This is a genomic window from Prosthecodimorpha hirschii (genome assembly GCF_001305515.1).
Classification (GTDB): Bacteria; Pseudomonadota; Alphaproteobacteria; order Rhizobiales; family Ancalomicrobiaceae; genus Prosthecodimorpha; species Prosthecodimorpha hirschii.
Genome location: NZ_LJYW01000001.1, coordinates 1,172,164 through 1,190,694, shown reverse-complemented (window position 1 = coordinate 1,190,694; position 18,531 = coordinate 1,172,164). Strand labels below are relative to the sequence as shown.

At 67.8% G+C, this 18,531-nt stretch carries 16 protein-coding genes; 13 read left to right on the top strand and 3 right to left on the bottom strand.

The window, feature by feature from the left end:
- Nucleotides 1-70 precede the first annotated feature (70 nt).
- Together ABB55_RS05165 and ABB55_RS05160 are read left to right on the top strand one after the other, a co-directional pair.
- Nucleotides 71-1,231: a type II toxin-antitoxin system HipA family toxin gene (locus tag ABB55_RS05165; RefSeq protein WP_054357856.1), complete on the top strand. Its 1,161-nt coding sequence runs from the start codon at nucleotides 71-73 to the stop codon at nucleotides 1,229-1,231.
- Entirely contained in the window at nucleotides 1,228-2,256 is a 1,029-nt protein-coding gene (locus tag ABB55_RS05160) for a helix-turn-helix domain-containing protein (RefSeq protein ID WP_244471972.1), read from the top strand. Before ABB55_RS05165 ends, ABB55_RS05160 begins: the two co-directional genes overlap by 4 nt.
- Here the strand turns inward: ABB55_RS05160 and ABB55_RS05155 are convergent.
- Nucleotides 2,231-3,088 (bottom strand): peptidyl-alpha-hydroxyglycine alpha-amidating lyase family protein, encoded by an 858-nt coding sequence (locus tag ABB55_RS05155; protein ID WP_054357854.1) that lies wholly within the window; start codon nucleotides 3,086-3,088, stop codon nucleotides 2,231-2,233. The two genes, ABB55_RS05160 and ABB55_RS05155, sit on opposite strands and share 26 nt — an antisense overlap.
- Before the next feature lie 277 nt (nucleotides 3,089-3,365).
- Here ABB55_RS05155 and ABB55_RS05150 point away from each other — a divergent pair, with 277 nt between their 5' ends.
- The 3 genes from ABB55_RS05150 to metF all read left to right on the top strand — a co-directional run bounded on the left by ABB55_RS05150 (nucleotide 3,366) and on the right by metF (nucleotide 6,165).
- On the top strand, nucleotides 3,366-3,794 hold the full coding sequence (locus ABB55_RS05150) for a hypothetical protein (RefSeq protein WP_054357853.1): 429 nt from the start codon (nucleotides 3,366-3,368) through the stop codon (nucleotides 3,792-3,794).
- 407 nt (nucleotides 3,795-4,201) lie between these two features.
- Nucleotides 4,202-5,233: an ArsR/SmtB family transcription factor gene (locus tag ABB55_RS05145; protein WP_054357852.1), complete on the top strand. Its 1,032-nt coding sequence runs from the start codon at nucleotides 4,202-4,204 to the stop codon at nucleotides 5,231-5,233.
- Nucleotides 5,230-6,165, top strand: a complete 936-nt coding sequence (gene metF, locus ABB55_RS05140) for a methylenetetrahydrofolate reductase [NAD(P)H] (RefSeq protein WP_054357851.1) — start codon at nucleotides 5,230-5,232, stop codon at nucleotides 6,163-6,165. The genes ABB55_RS05145 and metF overlap by 4 nt, the downstream gene beginning before the upstream one ends.
- A 2-nt stretch (nucleotides 6,166-6,167) precedes the next feature.
- Here the strand turns inward: metF and ABB55_RS05135 are convergent, their stop codons facing one another.
- Both ABB55_RS05135 and ABB55_RS05130 read right to left on the bottom strand, forming a co-directional pair.
- Nucleotides 6,168-6,602 carry a hypothetical protein gene (locus tag ABB55_RS05135; RefSeq protein WP_054357850.1) on the bottom strand — a complete coding sequence of 145 codons (435 nt, stop codon included), beginning with the start codon at nucleotides 6,600-6,602 and terminating at the stop codon, nucleotides 6,168-6,170.
- 6 nt (nucleotides 6,603-6,608) lie between these two features.
- The gene (locus tag ABB55_RS05130) at nucleotides 6,609-6,854 is read right to left on the bottom strand and encodes a hypothetical protein (protein ID WP_054357849.1); all 246 of its coding nucleotides are present in this window, start codon (nucleotides 6,852-6,854) and stop codon (nucleotides 6,609-6,611) included.
- A 79-nt stretch (nucleotides 6,855-6,933) separates the two neighbouring features.
- Between ABB55_RS05130 and metH the strand changes: the two genes are divergently transcribed.
- The 8 genes from metH to nifK all read left to right on the top strand — a co-directional run bounded on the left by metH (nucleotide 6,934) and on the right by nifK (nucleotide 18,381).
- On the top strand, nucleotides 6,934-10,671 hold the full coding sequence (gene metH / locus ABB55_RS05125; RefSeq protein WP_054357848.1) for a methionine synthase: 3,738 nt from the start codon (nucleotides 6,934-6,936) through the stop codon (nucleotides 10,669-10,671).
- A gap of 309 nt (nucleotides 10,672-10,980) precedes the next feature.
- Nucleotides 10,981-11,610, top strand: a complete 630-nt coding sequence (locus ABB55_RS05120) for a glutathione S-transferase N-terminal domain-containing protein (RefSeq protein ID WP_054357847.1) — start codon at nucleotides 10,981-10,983, stop codon at nucleotides 11,608-11,610.
- 337 nt (nucleotides 11,611-11,947) lie between these two features.
- Nucleotides 11,948-12,343, top strand: coding sequence for a hypothetical protein (locus ABB55_RS05115; protein WP_054357846.1), 396 nt, complete (start codon nucleotides 11,948-11,950; stop codon nucleotides 12,341-12,343).
- A gap of 197 nt (nucleotides 12,344-12,540) precedes the next feature.
- Complete coding sequence (ndk, locus tag ABB55_RS05110) at nucleotides 12,541-12,963, top strand: nucleoside-diphosphate kinase (RefSeq protein ID WP_054357845.1); 423 nt, start codon at nucleotides 12,541-12,543, stop codon at nucleotides 12,961-12,963.
- Between the two features lie 172 nt (nucleotides 12,964-13,135).
- On the top strand, nucleotides 13,136-13,831 hold the full coding sequence (locus ABB55_RS05105; RefSeq protein ID WP_200912004.1) for a protein-L-isoaspartate(D-aspartate) O-methyltransferase: 696 nt from the start codon (nucleotides 13,136-13,138) through the stop codon (nucleotides 13,829-13,831).
- Between the two features lie 254 nt (nucleotides 13,832-14,085).
- A complete protein-coding gene (nifH, locus tag ABB55_RS05100; RefSeq protein ID WP_054357844.1) occupies nucleotides 14,086-14,991 on the top strand; it encodes a nitrogenase iron protein in 906 nt (301 codons plus the stop codon).
- A gap of 194 nt (nucleotides 14,992-15,185) precedes the next feature.
- Entirely contained in the window at nucleotides 15,186-16,688 is a 1,503-nt protein-coding gene (nifD, locus tag ABB55_RS05095) for a nitrogenase molybdenum-iron protein alpha chain (RefSeq protein WP_054357843.1), read from the top strand.
- A 154-nt stretch (nucleotides 16,689-16,842) separates the two neighbouring features.
- A complete protein-coding gene (gene nifK, locus ABB55_RS05090) occupies nucleotides 16,843-18,381 on the top strand; it encodes a nitrogenase molybdenum-iron protein subunit beta (RefSeq protein WP_054361851.1) in 1,539 nt (512 codons plus the stop codon).
- Nucleotides 18,382-18,531 lie beyond the last annotated feature (150 nt).

Genomic DNA, 18,531 nt, shown 5'->3' with positions numbered 1-18,531 from the left:
ATTAAGCTATGACTCCTGAAATGAGGGGTGGAGCCACAGACTAGGCTCCGCGCGGAGTTATGGTTCTATCATGGGGCGCGTCGCCAGGATCCTGTTCAAGGGCCAGCCGGCCGGGCATCTGATCGAGACGGAACGCGGCACGCGTTTCGAATACGATTCCGGGTGGCAGCAGGACATCGCCTGCGCGCTACCGGCGACGCGTCGCGAGCATGAATGGCCGATCGGCCTGCATCCAGTGTTCGAACATCTCGGGACGGAAGGCTGGCTGCGCGAGGGGCAGGCACGGGTCGCACGGCTGGCCATCGAGGATGATTTCGGCCTGCTCCTGCGCTACGGCGCCGATTGCATCGGGGCGATCAGCATCGGGGCCGAGACGGAGGGCACGCGTTCCGACGCCTTTGTCGACCCGACCGTCAATCCCGGCCGCACTGTGTCGGGTGTCCAGCGCAAGCTGCTCGTCGTCCGCGGCGTCACGGGATTTCTCCCGGCACCGGCCGAGGGCGCCGCGCCGTTCATCGCCAAATTCAATTCGGACGCCAACCCGACCTTCGTGCGCAACGAACTGCTTAGCCTGCGCTGGACGGCGGCCGTGCTCGGCCGGGACGAGGTGACCGCCTTCGAGGCCGGCGGCGTCGGCGGCGTCGACGACCATGCGCTGATCGTCCATCGCTTCGATCGCGACGCGGGTGGACGGCGCCTTCGGCTGGAAGACTGTGCCCAGATTCTGTCCAAGCCGCAGGGGCGCAACCACCGTGGCAAGTATGAGGCGTCCTATGAGGAAGTGGCCGGCGCCATCGCGCGCCATTCGGCGCGCCCCGTGATCGACCTGGCGCGCTTCTTCCGCCGCCTCGTCGTCTATGCGCTGATCGGCAATTGCGACGCGCATCTCAAGAACTTCTCGCTGTTGGAGCGTCCCGAGGGACTGCGCCTGTCGCCGGCCTATGACGTGCTCAATACGCTGGTCTATGGCGATCGCTTCGACGGCGAGTTTGCGCTCGCGCTGGGCGGACGCCGGCGGCAGACAGGCGAGATCGTGCGCGAGGACTTCGAGACTTTCGGTCGCGAGATCGGCCTCACGTCAGCGGCGATCCGGCAGACCTTTGCCGATCTGAAGCGCGGCGTCGCCAAGGCCGCGCCGCTGATCCGGCCGCCTCAGGGCGAGCCGCCGGATGGCTTCGTCCATCGCTTTTCGGAGATCGTCGAGAGCCAATGCCTGAGACTGCTGCCATGACCCCGCTCGCCTGGCCCGACCTCGTCGCCGAAGCCCTGCGCCGCCGCAAGGCCGAAGGCCTGACCCAGCGCAACCACGCCGCGCTGGCCGGCGTCAGCATCCCGACCATGGCGGCCTTCGAGCGTGGCGAGACCACGCTGACCCTCGCCAAGGCCTTCGACATCCTGCGCGTCGTCGGCCTCCTCGACGAACGCCCGCCGGAAGATGCGCAGGACCGCTTCGTGCGCGAGGCCATGGCGCGCTGGCGCGATCTGACTGACCGGTTGGAGCCGGACGCCGCGGCGCGCTTTCCGCATGGTTGGTTCCGGTTTGACTATTGGCTGGATGGCGACTTGCGGCAGGTATCGCCTGCCGAGTTGCAGAAAATCCTCGCCGCTTCGGTGCAGCCGCATACGGGTTGGCCCTTGTTCATGGTGCGTGATCAGCAGGGCTTGTCGCCGATCGAGATCAACGGACTGATCGAAACGTGGCTCAAGCCGGACGGTTTCGAAGGCGTGGACCGGACCTTCAGCGATGCAGCCAGCTGCGATTTTTGGCGTGTCGCGCCAGACGGCAGGGCTGTGATCCTTCGCGGCCATCAAGAGGATTCGCAGGACACCTTTGACCCGGCTACGGTTTTCGACTGGACCCTGCCGATCTGGCGGATCTGCGAAACCCTGCTTCATGCCCGTCAGGTTGCCGAACACTTGCAGACGGACTGGGCGCGGCCACCCGAAGTCAGGTTCCGCGTCACCTATACCGGGCTTTTGGGGCGACAATTGAGGTCATGGGCCAGTCCGTTGGAGGACCTGGGCCTTCCGACGCGCCCGGCGCGCCAGGGCGACTATTCGGCGGAGGTGATGGTTGGGGGCGCGGCGCTTCCCGAAGCCCTGTTGCCGACGATCTCCGCTCTGGTTCTGCCGCTCTACGGGCTCTTCGGCATCGACCGGCTCCCCGAAGCACGCATCGCGTCGGTGGTCGAGAACTTTCTGACGAGCCGTACGCGCCAGCGCCGACCCGTCACCCCAACCGCCGCAGCCTCGTGACCCGGTTCGGGTTCTGCTCGGCGAGATAGAGGTTGCCGGCCTTGTCGCTGGACATGCCGTGGGCGCCGTTGAGGACGGGGCGGCAGCGGCCGAGGAGGGTGCCGTCGGGGGCGAGCAGCGACAGGCGCGGGATCTGGTCGGTGACGTGGACGAGGCCGGTCGCGTCGACATGGATGTCCATCGGGTGGAAGAAATCACCCCAGGCGTCCAGGAAGGCCCCCTCGGGCGTGAAGACCTGGACGCGGTCGTTCTCGCGGTCGCCGACCAGCACGCGGCCATCGGGCAGGACGGCGATGCCGTGCGGCGTGGTGAACTCGCCGGGGCCCCGGCCGGGGCGTCCCCAGGTCTGCAGCAGGCGACCGGCGGCATCGAAGCGGTGGACATGGGCGGCGCCATAGCCGTCGGCGACATAGATGTCGCCGCTCGGGGCGACCGCCACGTCGGTCGGGTGGTTGAAGGGCCGGTTCGGGCCGTGTCGCTCGCCGAGGCTCCCAAGCGGGCGGAAATCGGCATCGAAGATCAGCACCTGATGGGCGTCGCGGTCGATCAGCAGGATGCGTCCGTCGGGCGCGACCGACAGCGAATGCGCGTCGACCACTTCGTCGCGGCCCCAGGACCCCACCCATTGACCTGCGGCATCGAACACCGCGACCGCATCGATCGTCGCCTCGACCAGGCTGTCGATGCGCTGATAGACCAGCACCTGTCCGCGACTATCGACTGCGACATCGGTGATCCCCTTGAGCGCGCGCCCCTCCGGCGTCTGCGGCCAGGGACGTTCGACGGCGTAGCGGCGCTCGCCGAGGGCGACGATCAGTTCAGGCTTGGACATCGAGGCTCCGGGGCGCGAGGGCGGTCGGGGCGGGCATGCACGGCGCATGCCGGGGGGTGAAGGCGGAGGAAATCTGCGCCTGTTCCGCTCCGAAGCGGGGCGATCGGCTGCGTTTCCGAGGCGGTCGGCCCAAACCCTAGGCACTTTCGCGAATTTCGCGGCATGCGGTAGAGTCCTACCTATTGTTCGGAGCGCGGGACGGCCATCGAGGCCGACCGGGCGTCGACAGGTCCGGCGGGGTGTCGCCCGGCCGGAATGGCCAGAAGAGGAGTGGGCCATGTCTCATCTGCAATCCGTGACGGCCGCCGTCCTGGCCGCCAGCATGCTGGTCCCCGGCGCGGCCTCCGCGCTGCCGGCCGGTCCGCGTCCGGCGACCGCCGATCTCGCCGCCGGCGTCGCGCCCGAAAAGACCGCCAAGGTCATCGTCAAGGGCGGCGGTCATCATCACGGCGTCGTCGTGGTCGGCCGTCCGGGCGGCTTCTACGGCAAGCCGTATCACGGCGGCATCGTCGTCAAGCCGCACAAGGTCGTGGTCCGTCCGTGGCATCATCGCCCGCATTACGGCTACTGGGTCGGCGGCGTGGCGCTCGGCACGGTCCTGGCGGTCGGTGCCGTCGGCATGGTGCCGGCGGCCCCGGGTCCCGACCTCTGCTGGTACTGGACCGACGGCCGGCGCATCCAGGGCTATTGGGACTATTGCCAATGATCGGCTGACACGGGATCGGATGACCGGCGACGCGAGATCGCTGCCGGTCTCTCCGGGACGCCGTCGCGCGTCGAACCTTGAGACGGGGCGCCGATCGGCGCCGGGTCGGGGGCGTCCTTCGGGGCGCCCCTTTTCTTTGGCCGAACGGGGCCGGTCATGCGGGCGGCCGGCCTTCCGGTCCCGCATTTGCCAGAGCACTTCCCTACCGATGGGATGGACTCATCCAATCGGCAAGGAAGTGCTCTGGATTCAATGGCTTGACCCGGTCTTTTTCGGTCCGATCGTTTCTATTTGACCGGGACAGGCTCTCGACGGGCAGGGGGCGATCCACCGTCCTGCGGACAGAAAGTGTCGGTTCCGGACCAAAGTCTCTTGATCTCGCATAAAGATATCTTTATGTCCGTCTCATGAGCTTTCTGTCGCCCCTCGCCGCGCCCGATCCGGCCGACCGCATGTCCGCCGACCAGCTGGTCGAGTTCCTGCGCGCCGCCGGGGAGCCGACGCGCCTGCGCATCCTGGTCCTGCTCGAAAAGGGCGATCTGACGGTCAAGGACCTGACCGAGATCCTCGGCCAGAGCCAGCCGCGCATCTCGCGCCACCTGAAGCTCCTGACCGAGGCCGGCCTGGTCGACCGCTTCCCCGAGGGCGCCTGGGTCTACTACCGGCTCGCCGACAACGCCGCGACGGTGACGCTCGCCTCGGTGATCCGCAGCCTGATCGACGCGCGCGACGCCCGGCTGGCGCGCGACCGCGAGCGGCTCGACCAGGTCAAGCGGGCGCGCTCGGAGCGGGCGGCAGCCTATTTCGCCCGCAACGCCCATGCCTGGGACGAGATCCGCTCGTTGCAGGTCGAGGATTCCGTGGTCGAGACGGCGATCCAGGAGGCGATCGGGACGACGCCGTTCGACGCCTATCTGGATCTCGGCACCGGCACCGGCCGCCTGATCGAACTGCTCGACGGGCGCTGGGCGCGTGCGCTCGGCATCGACCTGTCGCACGACATGCTGGCGGTCGCCCGTGCCCATCTCGACCGGGCCGGCGTCACCGGCGCCCAGGTCCGGCTCGGCGACATCTACGCGCTCGACCTGCCGCGCGACAGCTTCGATCTCGTCTCGCTGCACCAGGTGCTGCACTATCTGGAGGATCCGGCCCGCGCGATCCGCGAGGCTGCGCGCGTGCTGCGGCCGGGCGGCCGCATCGTGGTGGTCGATTTCGCGCCCCACGATCTGGAATTCCTGCGTGAGGAGCACGCCCACCGCCGGCTCGGCTTCTCCCATGGCGAGATCACGCGGCTGCTCGAACAGGCCGGGCTCGCCGTCGAGACGATCCGCGACCTGCCGGCCCCTGGGCCGGGACAGCTCACCGTCACGCTCTGGCTGGCGCGCGACCCGCGCCTGCTCGTCGCCCACGATCTGAAGAGAAGGGAGGCGGTGGCATGACCGGCGCCCAGTTCGATCATCTGCTCGGCTCAACCGCGCCGATCCGCGTCTCATTCGAGTTCTTCCCGCCCAAGACGGAGAAGATGGAGGAGACCCTGTGGTCCTGCATCGAGCGCCTCGCGCCGCTCCGGCCGAGCTTCGTCTCGGTCACCTACGGCGCCGGCGGCTCGACCCGCGAGCGCACCCACGCGACCGTGGCGCGCATCATCCGCGAGACCGATCTCGCCCCGGCGGCGCATCTGACCTGCGTCGACGCCACGCGCGAGGAGGTCGACCAGGTCGTGCGCAGCTACAAGGCCGCGGGCGTGCGCCATATCGTGGCGCTGCGCGGCGATCCGGCCGACGGCATGGGCCGCAAGTACCAGCCGCATCCGGGCGGCTATGCCTCGACGCCGGACCTGATCCGCGGCATCCGGGCGATCGGCGATTTCGAGATCTCGGTCTCGGCCTATCCGGAAAAGCATCCCGAAAGCCCGGATCTGCCCGCCGACATCCAACTCCTGAAGCGCAAGGTCGAGGCCGGGGCGACCCGTGCCATCACCCAGTTCTTCTTCGACAACGACATCTTCGAGCGTTACGTCGACCGCGTCCGCGCGGCCGGGATCGACATCCCGATCGTGCCGGGGATCATCCCGGTGCTCGATTTCGAGCGCACCGCCGGCTTCGCCCGGCGCGCCGGCGCCAGTGTGCCAGCCTGGCTCGCGCATCGCTTCGAGGGCCTGGAACGCGACGACAAGACCCGCCAGCTGGTCGCCGCCACGGTTGCGGCCGAGCAGTGCTTCGACCTCGTCAAGCGCGGCTACCGCGACTTCCACTTCTACACGATGAACCGCGCCGACCTCGTCTACGCCATCGGCCACCTGCTCGGCCTGCGCCCGGCGCCGGACGCGAAGGCCGCTGCCGCGGCATCGCCCGTAGGGGCGGCGGCGTGAGGTCAGGGGCGGGGGACGATGGTCACGCGGCGGGCTCGGGCGGCGGCGCGCAACAGTTCCGCCAGTTGTCGAGCGATCGGACCGGACAGCGTTCCATAGGTGAAGCCTTCGTTCCGCCCGCCAACGGGAACCAGACCCTTCGGCCAGTCCTCGCGGTTGGCATACTCGATGGCGATCCACGATCGCTCATCGTCGAGACCGAGGCGGCGCTTTTCCGCCGCCGGCAGTTCGAGCGCGAAACTCCCCGGCGACGGCGGCCGGTGCGTGATCGGCAGCAGGATCACCTCCGGGCTCTGCGGATGCAGCGGGCGCGCCACGACAAGAACGACGCAGGCCGGACGGTCCTTTCCGCTGACCAGCCCTCGCGCGGCGTCTTCGGGCCAGAGAAAATCGTAGCGAACGACCAGCCCCGGTTCCGGCGGGGGGATCCGCGCCATCGCGGTCTATGCCGGCATTTCGTCGGCCGGCCTCTTGTCGACGGCCTCGTCGAGCTGACGGGCCATTTCGTCCAGAAGGTCCGGCGATACCTCGCGCAGATCGATGATCTTGGTGTCCCGCAGACGCAGATACTGTTCCGCCGGGATCAGGACGAATTGCTGGTCGCCATGACCGTCTTCGACGCTCCTGCGAACTTCCTCGCGGATATTCGAAAGAGCGCTTTCGAGATCTTTCGCATGAAACGCGATCATTTCTGACCTCTCGCCGCAAGACGCACTTCGGTCACCGGACCGTTGGCCCGAAGTCTACCGCAGTCACAGGGTGTTTTCCATGTCGCTCCCCACCTCTCCCGCCGCCGCCCGTCTTGCCCGGCTCGCCGCCGAGCGGATCCTGGTCATCGACGGGGCCATGGGGACGATGATCCAGCGCCATGGCCTCGGTGAGGCGGATTATCGGGGCGAGCGCTTCGCCGACTGGGCGAGCGATCTGCGGGGCAACAACGATCTCCTCAGCCTGACCCGGCCGGACATCATCCGCTCGATCCATGCCGACTATCTGGCGGCGGGCGCCGACATCGTCGAGACCAACACCTTCTCGTCGACCACCATCGCCATGGCCGACTACGGCATGGAGGCGCTGGCCTACGAGCTCAACTTCGCCGGCGCCCGGCTGGCGCGCGAGGCCTGCGATGCGGCCGAGGCCGCCGATCCGTCGCGGCCGCGCTTCGTCGCCGGCGCGATCGGGCCGACCAACCGCACCGCCTCGATGTCGCCGGACGTGAACGATCCGGGCTACCGGGCGGTGACCTTCGACGACCTGCGCGCGGCCTATGCGGAGGCGGCGCGCGGGCTGATCGCGGGCGGGGCCGACATCCTGCTGGTCGAGACCATCTTCGATACCCTCAACGCCAAGGCGGCGCTCTACGCGATCGACGAGGTGTTCGAGGAGATCGGGCTGCGCCTGCCGGTGATGATCTCGGGCACCATCACGGACCTGTCCGGCCGGACCCTGTCGGGGCAGACGCCGACCGCCTTCTGGCATTCGGTGCGTCATGCGCGCCCCTTTTCGGTCGGGCTCAACTGCGCGCTCGGCGCCCGCGAGATGCGCGCCCATATCGACGAGATCGGCCGGGTCGCCGACACGCTGGTCTGCGCCTATCCCAATGCCGGCCTGCCCAACGAATTCGGCCTCTACGACGAGCGGCCCGAGGCGACCGCCGGCATGCTGCGCGACTTCGCGGCGAGCGGCCTCGTCAACATCGTCGGCGGCTGTTGCGGCACCACGCCGGAGCATATCCGCGCCATCGCCGAGGCGGTCCGGGGGATCGCGCCGCGTCGGGTGCCCGAACGGACGCACCGGATGCGGCTGTCCGGGCTGGAGCCCTTCACGCATGCGCCGGAGATTCCGTTCGTCAATATCGGCGAGCGCACCAACGTCACCGGCTCGGCGCGCTTCCGCAAGCTGGTCACCGCCGGCGACTACCGCGCCGCGCTCGACATCGCCCGCCAGCAGGTCGAGGCCGGGGCGACGGTGATCGACGTGAACATGGACGAAGGCCTGCTCGACAGCGAGAAGGCCATGGTCACCTTCCTGAACCTGATCGCCGCCGAACCCGATATCGCGCGCGTGCCGGTGATGATCGACAGCTCGAAATGGTCGGTCATCGAAGCGGGCCTCAAATGCGTCCAGGGCAAGCCGATCGTCAATTCGATCTCGCTCAAGGAGGGCGAGGCGGCGTTTCTGGAGCAGGCCCGCAAGGCGCGCCGCTACGGGGCGGCCGTCGTCGTGATGGCCTTCGACGAGCAGGGCCAGGCCGACACCTTCGCGCGCAAGACGCAGATCTGCCGGCGCGCCTACGGCATCCTGACCGGTACGGTCGGCTTCGACCCGGAAGACATCGTGTTCGATCCGAACGTCTTCGCGGTCGCCACCGGCATCGAGGAACATGCCACCTACGGCGTCGACTTCATCGAGGCGACGCGCTGGATCCGGGCGAACCTGCCCCATGCCCATGTCTCGGGCGGGGTCTCCAACCTGTCCTTCTCGTTCCGCGGCAACGATCCCGTCCGCGAGGCGATGCACTCGGTCTTCCTCTACCACGCCATCCAGGCCGGCATGGATTTCGGTATCGTCAATGCCGGCCAACTCGCCGTCTATGACGACCTGCCGGCGGATCTGCGCGACCTTGCCGAGGACGTGGTGCTCAACCGAAGGGCGGACGCGACCGAACGGCTCCTGGAGGCCGCGCCGCGCTTCAAGGCCGGCGCGACGGTCGAGAAGCGGGAGGCCGATCTCGCCTGGCGCTCCTGGCCGGTCGCCAAGCGCCTGGAACACGCCCTGGTCGCCGGCATCACGGACCATATCGAGGCCGACACCGAGGAGGCGCTGAAGGCCGCCCGCCGGCCGCTCGACGTGATCGAGGGGCCGCTCATGGCGGGCATGAACGTGGTTGGCGACCTGTTCGGCGCCGGCAAGATGTTCCTGCCGCAGGTGGTGAAGTCGGCGCGCGTCATGAAGCAGGCGGTCGCCTGGCTGATGCCGGCCATGGAGGCCGAGAAGGCCGCCGGTGGCGGCACCGGCCAGAGCACGGCCGGCAAGATCGTGCTCGCGACCGTCAAGGGCGACGTGCACGACATCGGCAAGAACATCGTCGGCGTCGTGCTCCAGTGCAACAATTACGAGGTGATCGACCTCGGCGTCATGGTGCCGGCGGCGAAGATCCTGGAGACGGCGCGACGCGAAGGCGCCGACATCGTCGGCCTGTCCGGGCTGATCACGCCCTCGCTCGACGAGATGTGCCATGTCGCCGCCGAGATGGAGCGCGAGGGCTTCGACCTGCCGCTCCTGATCGGCGGGGCGACGACATCGCGCGTCCACACCGCGGTCAAGATCGATCCCAACTACCGGCGTGGCCAGGCCGTCTACGTCACCGACGCCAGCCGCGCGGTCGGCGTGGTCTCGTCGCTGCTCGGCGGCCACCGCGACAAGACGGTCGCCGAGGTGCGCGCCGACTATGTCGCCATCCGCGAAGGCCATGCCCGCAGCCGGGCCGACAAGGAGCGCGTGCCGCTGGCCGCCGCCCGCGCCAACCGCTTCGTGCCGGACTTCGGCGCCTGGCGCCCGACCCGGCCGTCCTTCCTCGGCACGCGCCGGCTCGCCGACGTGCCGATCGCCGACCTGGTGCCCTATATCGACTGGACGCCCTTCTTCGCGACCTGGGAACTGGTCGGCCGCTTCCCGGCCATCCTCGACGATGCCCGGATCGGCCCGGCCGCGCGCGCGCTCTATGAGGATGCCCGCGCCATGCTCGACCGGATGGTCGCGGAGAACTGGCTGACCGCCAACGGCGTGATCGGCTTCTTCCCGGCCGCGCAGGCCGGCGACGACATCGTGCTGTTCGAAGACGAGAGCCGTTCGCGCGAGATCGCCCGGCTCCACACCCTGCGCCAGCAGATCGGGCGGGCCGCCGGCGCGCGGCGCAACCTGGCGCTGGCCGATTTCGTCGCACCGCACGACAGCGGCATCCCGGACTATGTCGGCGCCTTCGCGGTGACGGCCGGGATCGGCGAGGAAGCGGTCGCGGCCCGTTTCGCCCGGGCCAATGACGACTATTCCAAGATCCTGTCTCAGGCCCTGGCCGACCGCCTCGCCGAGGCCTTCGCCGAATATCTGCACCGGCGCGTGCGCACGGAATTCTGGGGCTATGCGGCCGGCGAGGCGCTCGCCATGGCGGACATCATCGGCGAGAAGTACCAGGGCATCCGGCCGGCGCCGGGCTATCCGGCCCAGCCCGACCACACCGAGAAGGCGACGCTCTGGCGCCTGCTCGACGCTGAGGCGGCGGCCGGCATCCGGCTGACCGAAAGCTATGCCATGTGGCCCGGCTCGGCCGTCTCGGGGCTCTATTTCGCCCATCCGGACAGCCACTATTTCGGCGTCGGCCGCATCGAGCGCGATCAGGTCGAGGACTATGCCGCCCGCAAGGGCTGGGACATCGAGACCGCCGAACGCTGGCTGGCGCCGATCCTCAACTACGACCCGGTCAGCTTCCGGGCCGCGGCCGAGTAGCGCCGTCGAGCCGACAGTGACGGTCGCGCGGGTGACCTCCGAACAGCCGTGCCGGGCTCGCGGCCCTCGATGCCGGACGGCTCCAGGGTTGCGGTCAGCGCGGCCCTGGGGCGCGTGCCGGATGGACGGACATGGCGGGGTTCCGCGCTAGTGTCGCGACCGATGTCGTCGGGTCGGGGTCGCGCGCGGCGCGCGACGCCGGGTCGGTGGCGTGCGATCACAACGAGTTCATTTGTTCCGGATAACCGAACTAATAGGGTCGCGCCGTCGCCGGTCGCGACCGGTTCGAATGTCGAGGCGCCACATCCCATGATCACCTTCTACACCTGGGCCACGCCCAACGGCCGCAAGATCTCCATCGCACTCGAGGAGATGGGCCTCGCCTACGAGGTCAAGGCGGTCAATATCGGCAAGAACGAGCAGTTCGATCCGGCCTTCCTGAAGGTTGCCCCGAACAATCGCATCCCGGCCATCGTCGACCACGATGCCGAAGGCGGTCCGCTGTCGCTGTTCGAGTCCGGCGCCATCCTGATCTATCTGGCCGAGAAGACCGGGCGGTTCCTGCCGGCTTCCGGGGCCGGGCGCTACCACACCCTGCAATGGCTGATGTGGCAGATGGGCGGTGTCGGTCCGATGTTCGGCCAGGCCAACCACTTCATCCGCTATGCGCCCGAAAAGGTGCCCTACGGCATCAATCGTTACGTCAAGGAGACCCAGCGTCTGCTCGGCGTGATGGACCGGCAGCTGGCCGGCAACGCCTATCTGGCCGGGGCCGACTACTCCATCGCCGACATGGCGACCTACGCCTGGACGCTCAACGCCCTGACCGGCCTCGCCGACCAGATCGCCGACGGCCTGCCGCCGATCGACAATGTGCGCCGCTGGGTCGATCAGGTCGGTGCCCGCCCGGCCGTTCAGCGCGGCATGCTGGTCCCGTGAGCGGCGGAGGCCGGTGACCGGCACGGGCAGTCCGGCCAAGGGCTGCCCGAAGGCCGCCAGGGGGGCCGCAAGAAGGCTGCCCGAAGCTCTTCGACCGTATTCACGACACCGTTACCGTGAAATCTGCATGTCGCGAAACAATTCACGCAACCTTGAAACAATTTGAGCGTTGGACGCAAAAGCAGGGTAACGGACCTGCGCTATATAGAACATCACGAGAGCGGATAAGGCGAACACGCCGGCGCAGCGGAGGAATAGGAGCCCCGCTGCGCATCGAAAAAAGGCGACGTGTCCGGGTGAGAATCCGCCCCCAGGTGTAATGCCGAGGGAGGCATTCATGCGTAGCGAATACAAGATGATGGTCGCCGGCTTCTGCGCCGGTGCCGTCGTGGGCGTCATCGCCCTCACGTCCGTCAACGCTTCGATCGGCGTGGTGCCGGCCTTGCGCGGCGATCGGATGGGCGAGGCCCGTCCGGCGCTGACCTATACCGACATCGACCCGGCCGCGGTCGTCAGCCATGTCGAACTGATCGGGCCCAAGGGCGCCGTCGTGGAGTTCCGCGACCCGTCCGGCGCCCTGGTCTATCGCTCCGACCCGGTCAACAACACGACCGTGGTCGCCAAGAACGCCGTGATCCCGAGCTTCACCGTCCGGGAGCGCGAAGGCGACATGGCCGAACTGAAGCTTGTGAACACCCCTGAAAAGTCCGGGCAGGACCGCGCGCCGAACTGACCCTTCGGCACGCAAGGCCTGACCGAACCCCCTTCACGGACCCGACCTCAGGGGTGCGGCTCGCCCGCGCCCCTGAGGCCGTTTGCGGACTGGGTGAGGCGCTTTTGGCTCGCGATGATGCCGTTGCGGCCCCTTGGCGTTCCGGTTGACGCGGGCTATAAGCCGGCCCGACCGTTTCCCCTGAAGCCGAGGATCCCATGGCGATCGAACGCACCTTCTCGATGATCAAGCCCGACGCGACCCGCCGCAACCTGACCGGCGCCATCACGGCCAAGCTGGAAGCCGCCGGCCTGCGCGTCGTCGCCTCCAAGCGCATCTGGATGAGCCTGCGTCAGGCCCAGGAGTTTTACGCCGTCCACAAGGCGCGTCCCTTCTACGGCGAACTGACCGAGTTCATGTCTTCCGCCCCGGTGGTGGTGCAGGTGCTCGAAGGCGAGAACGCGATCGCCAAGAACCGCGAAGTGATGGGCGCCACCAACCCGGCCAACGCCGCCGAGGGTACCATCCGCAAGGAATTCGCGCTGTCGATCGGCGAGAACTCGGTCCACGGCTCCGACGCTCCGGAGACCGCCGCCGAAGAGATCCGCTATTTCTTCTCGGGCGTCGAACTGGTCGGCTGACCCTTTCGCAATCCCGATGTGCTGACGGCCGGCGAAGCCCTCCGACGCGACGCGTGCGGGGGGCTTCGTCTGTTTGCGGCGCTGGTTGCGCATTTGCGGCGAACGCATTGCGAAGTCCGCAGATTCGCGAAATAGTCGGCCTCCCAGCGGCCCTTGCCCCACGGACTGCGCCTTGATCCGAGGTCTTCCGACCCGTCCGATCGATCCCGCCATCCTGGCCATGGACGAGCATGATCGCGTGCGGCTCGCCCGGCTGGTCCTGTCGCTGCGGTCGCGCGGCGTGTTCGATCCGGCCATCCTGTCGGCGATCGAGCAATGCCCGCGCAAGATCTTCGCCGCGGCCGAGGATCGCATCCGTGCCTTCGACGATCGCCCGCTCGCCATCGAATGCGGCCAGACCGCCACGGCGTCGTCGACGATCGGGCGCATCCTGCAGCATCTGAAGATCGGACCGGACCAGCGCGTGCTCGACATCGGCACCGGGTCCGGTTTCGCCGCGGCCGTGATGGCGCGGATCGCCCGGCAGGTCTTCACCGTCGAGCGCTATCGCGGCCTGGTCGACCTGGCCCTCGGCCGCTTCATGGCGCTGCGGCTCGGCAACCTGGAGGCCGCCTTCGGCGACGGCCTGGAGGGCTGGGCCGATCAGGCCCCCTTCGACCGCATCCATGTCGCCGGCTCCGCGCCGCGCATTCCCGACGCGCTGCTCAGCCAATTGGCGCCGGAGGGCGTCCTGGTCATGCCGGTCGGCGAGCCGGGCACCGTCCAGCAGCTGCAGCGCGTCGTGCGCCGGCGCGACGGCTTCCACGCCGAGGTGCTCGGCGCGGTGCGCTTCGTGCCGCTCGTCCCCGGCAGGGCGCTGGTGATGTAGCCCGGGGCGACGGCGGGCCGCAGCGTGGCGGGCGCGACAGGCCTGTCGCGAATTGTCGGCCTCGCGACACGGGTCCGTCGGACCTCGCGGTGTGGTGGTCTTTCCATTAGGTATTTGAAATCATGAACAATTATATCGCGGCGGCGAGTTGGCACGCGGCTTGAAAATACCCTTTCCGCGAGGCGGCGGTCGTGCTGCCGCGATTTCCCGGGATCTCGGAGGAGGTCCCGAACGAGGGGAAAGGGACCCACACCATGGCAGCTCTGCGCCAGATCGCATTCTACGGGAAGGGCGGCATCGGCAAGTCGACCACCTCCCAGAACACCCTGGCCGCGCTCGTCGAGCTCGGCCAGAAGATCCTGATCGTCGGCTGCGACCCGAAGGCCGACTCCACCCGCCTGATCCTCAACGCCAAGGCCCAGGACACCGTCCTGCATCTCGCCGCCGAGCAGGGTTCGGTCGAGGACCTGGAACTCGAGGACGTGCTCAAGATCGGCTACAACGGCATCAAGTGTGTCGAGTCCGGCGGTCCGGAGCCGGGCGTCGGCTGCGCCGGCCGCGGCGTGATCACCGCGATCAACTTCCTGGAAGAGAACGGCGCCTATGACGACGTGGACTATGTGTCCTACGACGTGCTCGGCGACGTGGTCTGCGGCGGCTTCGCCATGCCGATCCGCGAGAACAAGGCCCAGGAAATCTACATCGTCATGTCCGGCGAGATGATGGCCCTTTACGCGGCCAACAACATCGCCAAGGGCATCCTGAAATACGCCCATTCCGGCGGCGTGCGCCTGGGCGGGCTCATCTGCAACGAGCGCCAGACCGACCGCGAGCTCGACCTCGCCGAGGCGCTCGCCGCGCGGATCAATTCCAAGCTGATCCATTTCGTGCCGCGCGACAACATCGTGCAGCATGCGGAGCTGCGCAAGCAGACCGTCATCCAGTATGCGCCGGACAGCCAGCAGGCCCAGGAGTACCGCCAGCTCGCGAGCAAGATCCATGCGAATTCGGGCAAGGGCACGATCCCGACCCCGATCACCATGGAGGAACTCGAGGACATGCTGCTCGCCTTCGGCATCATGAAGTCCGACGAGCAGGCCTTGGCCGAGCTGCAGGCGAAGGAAGCCGCCGCGGCCGCCCGCGCCGCCGCCGCGCACTGAGCGCGGCACCGACGCGGGTCCCGGCGGGCCTCGTGCGAGCCCCGCCGGGCTCTGAAGTCCCTGGATGCGCGACGGTCGTTTCGTCCGGGCGGGTCATGCCCGAAGCGATCGCGCGCGGGGAACGGTCGGCGCCGGGCCTTGACCCCGGCGGCGTCCGGTCCCGCCCGCCAACCCGATCGAACGAGGGGGCCTCCATGAGCCTCGATTATGAGAATGACGGCGCCTTCAACGAGAAGGTCATCGCGGAGGTGCTGTCGCAATATCCCGACAAGTTCGCCAAGCGCCGCCGCAAGCATCTTTCGGTCGCCAAGGCGGCCGGCGAGGACGAGGAACATGGCGAGATCAAGCATCTCACCGAATGCGACGTGAAGTCGAACATCAAGTCCATCCCGGGCGTGATGACCATCCGCGGCTGCGCCTATGCCGGTTCGAAGGGCGTGGTCTGGGGGCCGATCAAGGACATGGTCCATATCAGCCATGGTCCGGTCGGTTGCGGCCAGTATTCATGGTCGCAGCGGCGCAACTACTATATCGGCCAGACCGGCATCGACACCTTCGTGACGATGCAATTCACCTCCGACTTCCAGGAACGCGACATCGTCTTCGGCGGCGACAAGAAGCTGGAGAAGGTGATCGACGAGATCGAGACGCTGTTCCCGCTCGCCAACGGCATCTCGGTGCAGTCCGAATGCCCGATCGGCCTGATCGGCGACGACATCGAGGCGGTCTCGAAGAAGAAGGCCAAGGAGCACGACACCACCATCGTGCCGGTGCGCTGCGAGGGCTTCCGCGGCGTGTCGCAGTCGCTCGGCCACCACATCGCCAACGACGCCATCCGCGACTGGGTCTTCGACAAGAAGGAGAGCGCCTGGGAGACCGGCCCCTACGACGTGAACGTGATCGGCGACTACAATATCGGCGGCGACGCCTGGGCCTCGCGCATCCTGCTCGAGGAGATGGGCTTGCGCGTGGTCGGCAACTGGTCGGGCGACGCGACGCTGGCCGAGATCGAGCGGGCGCCGAAGGCCCGGCTCAACCTGATCCATTGCTACCGGTCGATGAACTACATCTGCCGGCACATGGAAGAGAAGTACGGCGTCTCCTGGATGGAATACAATTTCTTCGGCCCGTCCCAGATCGAAGCCTCGATGCGCAAGATCGCCAAGCATTTCGGGCCGGAGATCGAGGCGAAGACCGAGGCGGTGATCGCCAAGTACCGGCCGCTGGTCGATGCCGTGATCGCCAAGTATCGGCCGCGCCTCGAAGGCAAGACCGTGATGCTCTATGTCGGCGGCCTGCGCCCGCGCCATGTCATCACGGCTTATGAGGATCTCGGCATGGAGATCGCCGGGACCGGCTACGAGTTCGGCCACAACGACGACTACCAGCGCACCGGTCACTACGTGAAGAACGGCACGCTGATCTACGACGACGTGACCGGCTACGAGCTGGAGAAGTTCATCGAGAAGATCCGTCCCGACCTGGTCGGCTCGGGCATCAAGGAAAAGTACCCGGTGCAGAAGATGGGCATCCCGTTCCGCCAGATGCACAGCTGGGACTATTCCGGCCCCTATCACGGCTATGACGGCTTCGCGATCTTCGCCCGCGACATGGATCTGGCGATCAACAACCCGGTCTGGGGCCTGTTCGACGCGCCCTGGGAGACGCCCGAGACCTTCGCGGTCGCGGCGGAATGAGGCGCGTCGCGCGTCGCTAACCGATCCCCCTGATGGAGAGACCCCTGCGAGCCGCCCGCCCGCAGGGACCGACCCCGCGCGTCCGTCGCGCCCCCCTTCACCCACCCGACAGTGCCGCCGTATGGCGCGGCCCGGGCGACCCGAGGTGATCACCATGCCGCAATCCGCAGACACCGTGCTCGACCACGCCCCGCTGTTCCGGCAGCCCGAATACAAGGAGATGCTCGCCAACAAGAAGAAGATGTTCGAATGCGGCGTGCCCGACGCGCAGGTCGCCGAGCAGGGCGAGTTCACCAAGACCTGGGAATACCGCGAGAAGAACCTCGCCCGCGAGGCCCTGGTGGTCAATCCGGCCAAGGCCTGCCAGCCGCTCGGCGCGGTCTTCGCCGCCGCCGGCTTCGAGAAGACCATGAGCTTCGTGCATGGCTCGCAGGGCTGCGTCGCCTACTACCGCTCGCACCTGTCGCGCCATTTCAAGGAGCCGTGCAGCGCGGTCTCCTCCTCGATGACCGAGGATGCGGCGGTGTTCGGCGGGCTCAACAACATGGTCGACGGCCTCGCCAACACCTATTCACTCTACGGGCCGAAGATGGTCGCCGTCTCGACCACCTGCATGGCCGAGGTGATCGGCGACGACCTGCATTCCTTCATCCAGACCGCCAAGGACAAGGGCTCGGTGCCGCAGAGCTTCGACGTGCCCTTCGCCCACACGCCGGCCTTCGTCGGCAGCCATGTCGACGGCTACGACAACATGGTCAAGGGCATCCTGGAGCATTTCTGGAAGGACGCCGCGCGCGAGCCGGGCAATGCGATCAACATCATCCCCGGCTTCGACGGCTTCTGCGTCGGCAACAACCGCGAGCTGAAGCGCCTGCTCGATCTGATGGGCGTCGACTACACGATCCTCGGCGATGCCTCCGACCAGTTCGACACGCCCGCCGACGGCGAGTTCCGCATGTATGACGGCGGCACCAAGATCGAGGACGTGAAGGCCGCGATCAACGCCAAGGCGACCCTGTCGCTGCAGACCTGGAACACGCGCAAGACGCTCGACTATGCCGCCGGCAAGGGCCAGGAGACGGCCTCGTTCCACTACCCGATGGGCGTGCGGGCGACCGACGAACTCCTGATGAAGATCTCCGCGCTCGCCGGCAAGCCGATCCCGGAGGCGATCCGCATGGAGCGCGGCCGCCTGGTCGACGCCATGGCGGACAGCCAGTCCTGGCTGCACGGCAAGAAATACGCGATCTACGGCGATCCCGACTTCGTCCAGGCGATGGCGCGCTTCGTCATGGAGACCGGCGGCGAGCCGATCCATTGCCTGGCGACCAACGGCACCAAGCAATGGGGCGAGGAGATGCGCGCCATGCTCGACGCCTCGCCCTTCGGCCGCGACGCCAAGGTCTGGGCCGGCAAGGACCTCTGGCACCTGCGCTCGCTTCTGTTCACCGAGCCGGTCGACATGCTGATCGGCAATTCCTACGGCAAGTATCTGGAGCGCGACACCGGCACGCCGCTCCTGCGCCTGACCTTCCCGGTCTTCGACCGCCACCACCATCACCGCTTCCCCCTCTGGGGCTACCAGGGCGGCCTGCGCGTGCTGACGGCGATCCTCGACAAGGTCTTCGACAAGCTCGACGACGACACCATCCTGCCCGGCGAGACGGACTATTCCTTCGATCTGACCCGTTGATCCCCAACACCCGTCGGACCCTGCGGCCGGCCTCCACCAGGAGGCCGGCCGTTCGGCGTCGCAGGGGAGGGGTTCCAGAGGCTGGTCCGCTCGAATGAAGGGCGGTACGGGCGGACGATCCGGATATTCTGGTGCGACAACCCAAGCCTA

Excerpts from the sequence above, each read along its gene's own strand:
- ABB55_RS05130 (WP_054357849.1), bottom strand. The coding sequence starts at position 6,854 with ATGATCGCGTTTCATGCGAAAGATCTCGAAAGCGCTCTTTCGAATATC.
- ABB55_RS05120 (WP_054357847.1), top strand. The coding sequence starts at position 10,981 with ATGATCACCTTCTACACCTGGGCCACGCCCAACGGCCGCAAGATCTCC.
- metF (WP_054357851.1), top strand. The coding sequence starts at position 5,230 with ATGACCGGCGCCCAGTTCGATCATCTGCTCGGCTCAACCGCGCCGATC.
- nifK (WP_054361851.1), top strand. The coding sequence starts at position 16,843 with ATGCCGCAATCCGCAGACACCGTGCTCGACCACGCCCCGCTGTTCCGG.
- ABB55_RS05115 (WP_054357846.1), top strand. The coding sequence starts at position 11,948 with ATGCGTAGCGAATACAAGATGATGGTCGCCGGCTTCTGCGCCGGTGCC.
- ndk (WP_054357845.1), top strand. The coding sequence starts at position 12,541 with ATGGCGATCGAACGCACCTTCTCGATGATCAAGCCCGACGCGACCCGC.
- nifD (WP_054357843.1), top strand. The coding sequence starts at position 15,186 with ATGAGCCTCGATTATGAGAATGACGGCGCCTTCAACGAGAAGGTCATC.
- ABB55_RS05150 (WP_054357853.1), top strand. The coding sequence starts at position 3,366 with ATGTCTCATCTGCAATCCGTGACGGCCGCCGTCCTGGCCGCCAGCATG.
- metH (WP_054357848.1), top strand. The coding sequence starts at position 6,934 with ATGTCGCTCCCCACCTCTCCCGCCGCCGCCCGTCTTGCCCGGCTCGCC.
- ABB55_RS05145 (WP_054357852.1), top strand. The coding sequence starts at position 4,202 with ATGAGCTTTCTGTCGCCCCTCGCCGCGCCCGATCCGGCCGACCGCATG.
- ABB55_RS05160 (WP_244471972.1), top strand. The coding sequence starts at position 1,228 with ATGACCCCGCTCGCCTGGCCCGACCTCGTCGCCGAAGCCCTGCGCCGC.
- ABB55_RS05155 (WP_054357854.1), bottom strand. The coding sequence starts at position 3,088 with ATGTCCAAGCCTGAACTGATCGTCGCCCTCGGCGAGCGCCGCTACGCC.
- ABB55_RS05135 (WP_054357850.1), bottom strand. The coding sequence starts at position 6,602 with ATGGCGCGGATCCCCCCGCCGGAACCGGGGCTGGTCGTTCGCTACGAT.
- ABB55_RS05165 (WP_054357856.1), top strand. The coding sequence starts at position 71 with ATGGGGCGCGTCGCCAGGATCCTGTTCAAGGGCCAGCCGGCCGGGCAT.
- nifH (WP_054357844.1), top strand. The coding sequence starts at position 14,086 with ATGGCAGCTCTGCGCCAGATCGCATTCTACGGGAAGGGCGGCATCGGC.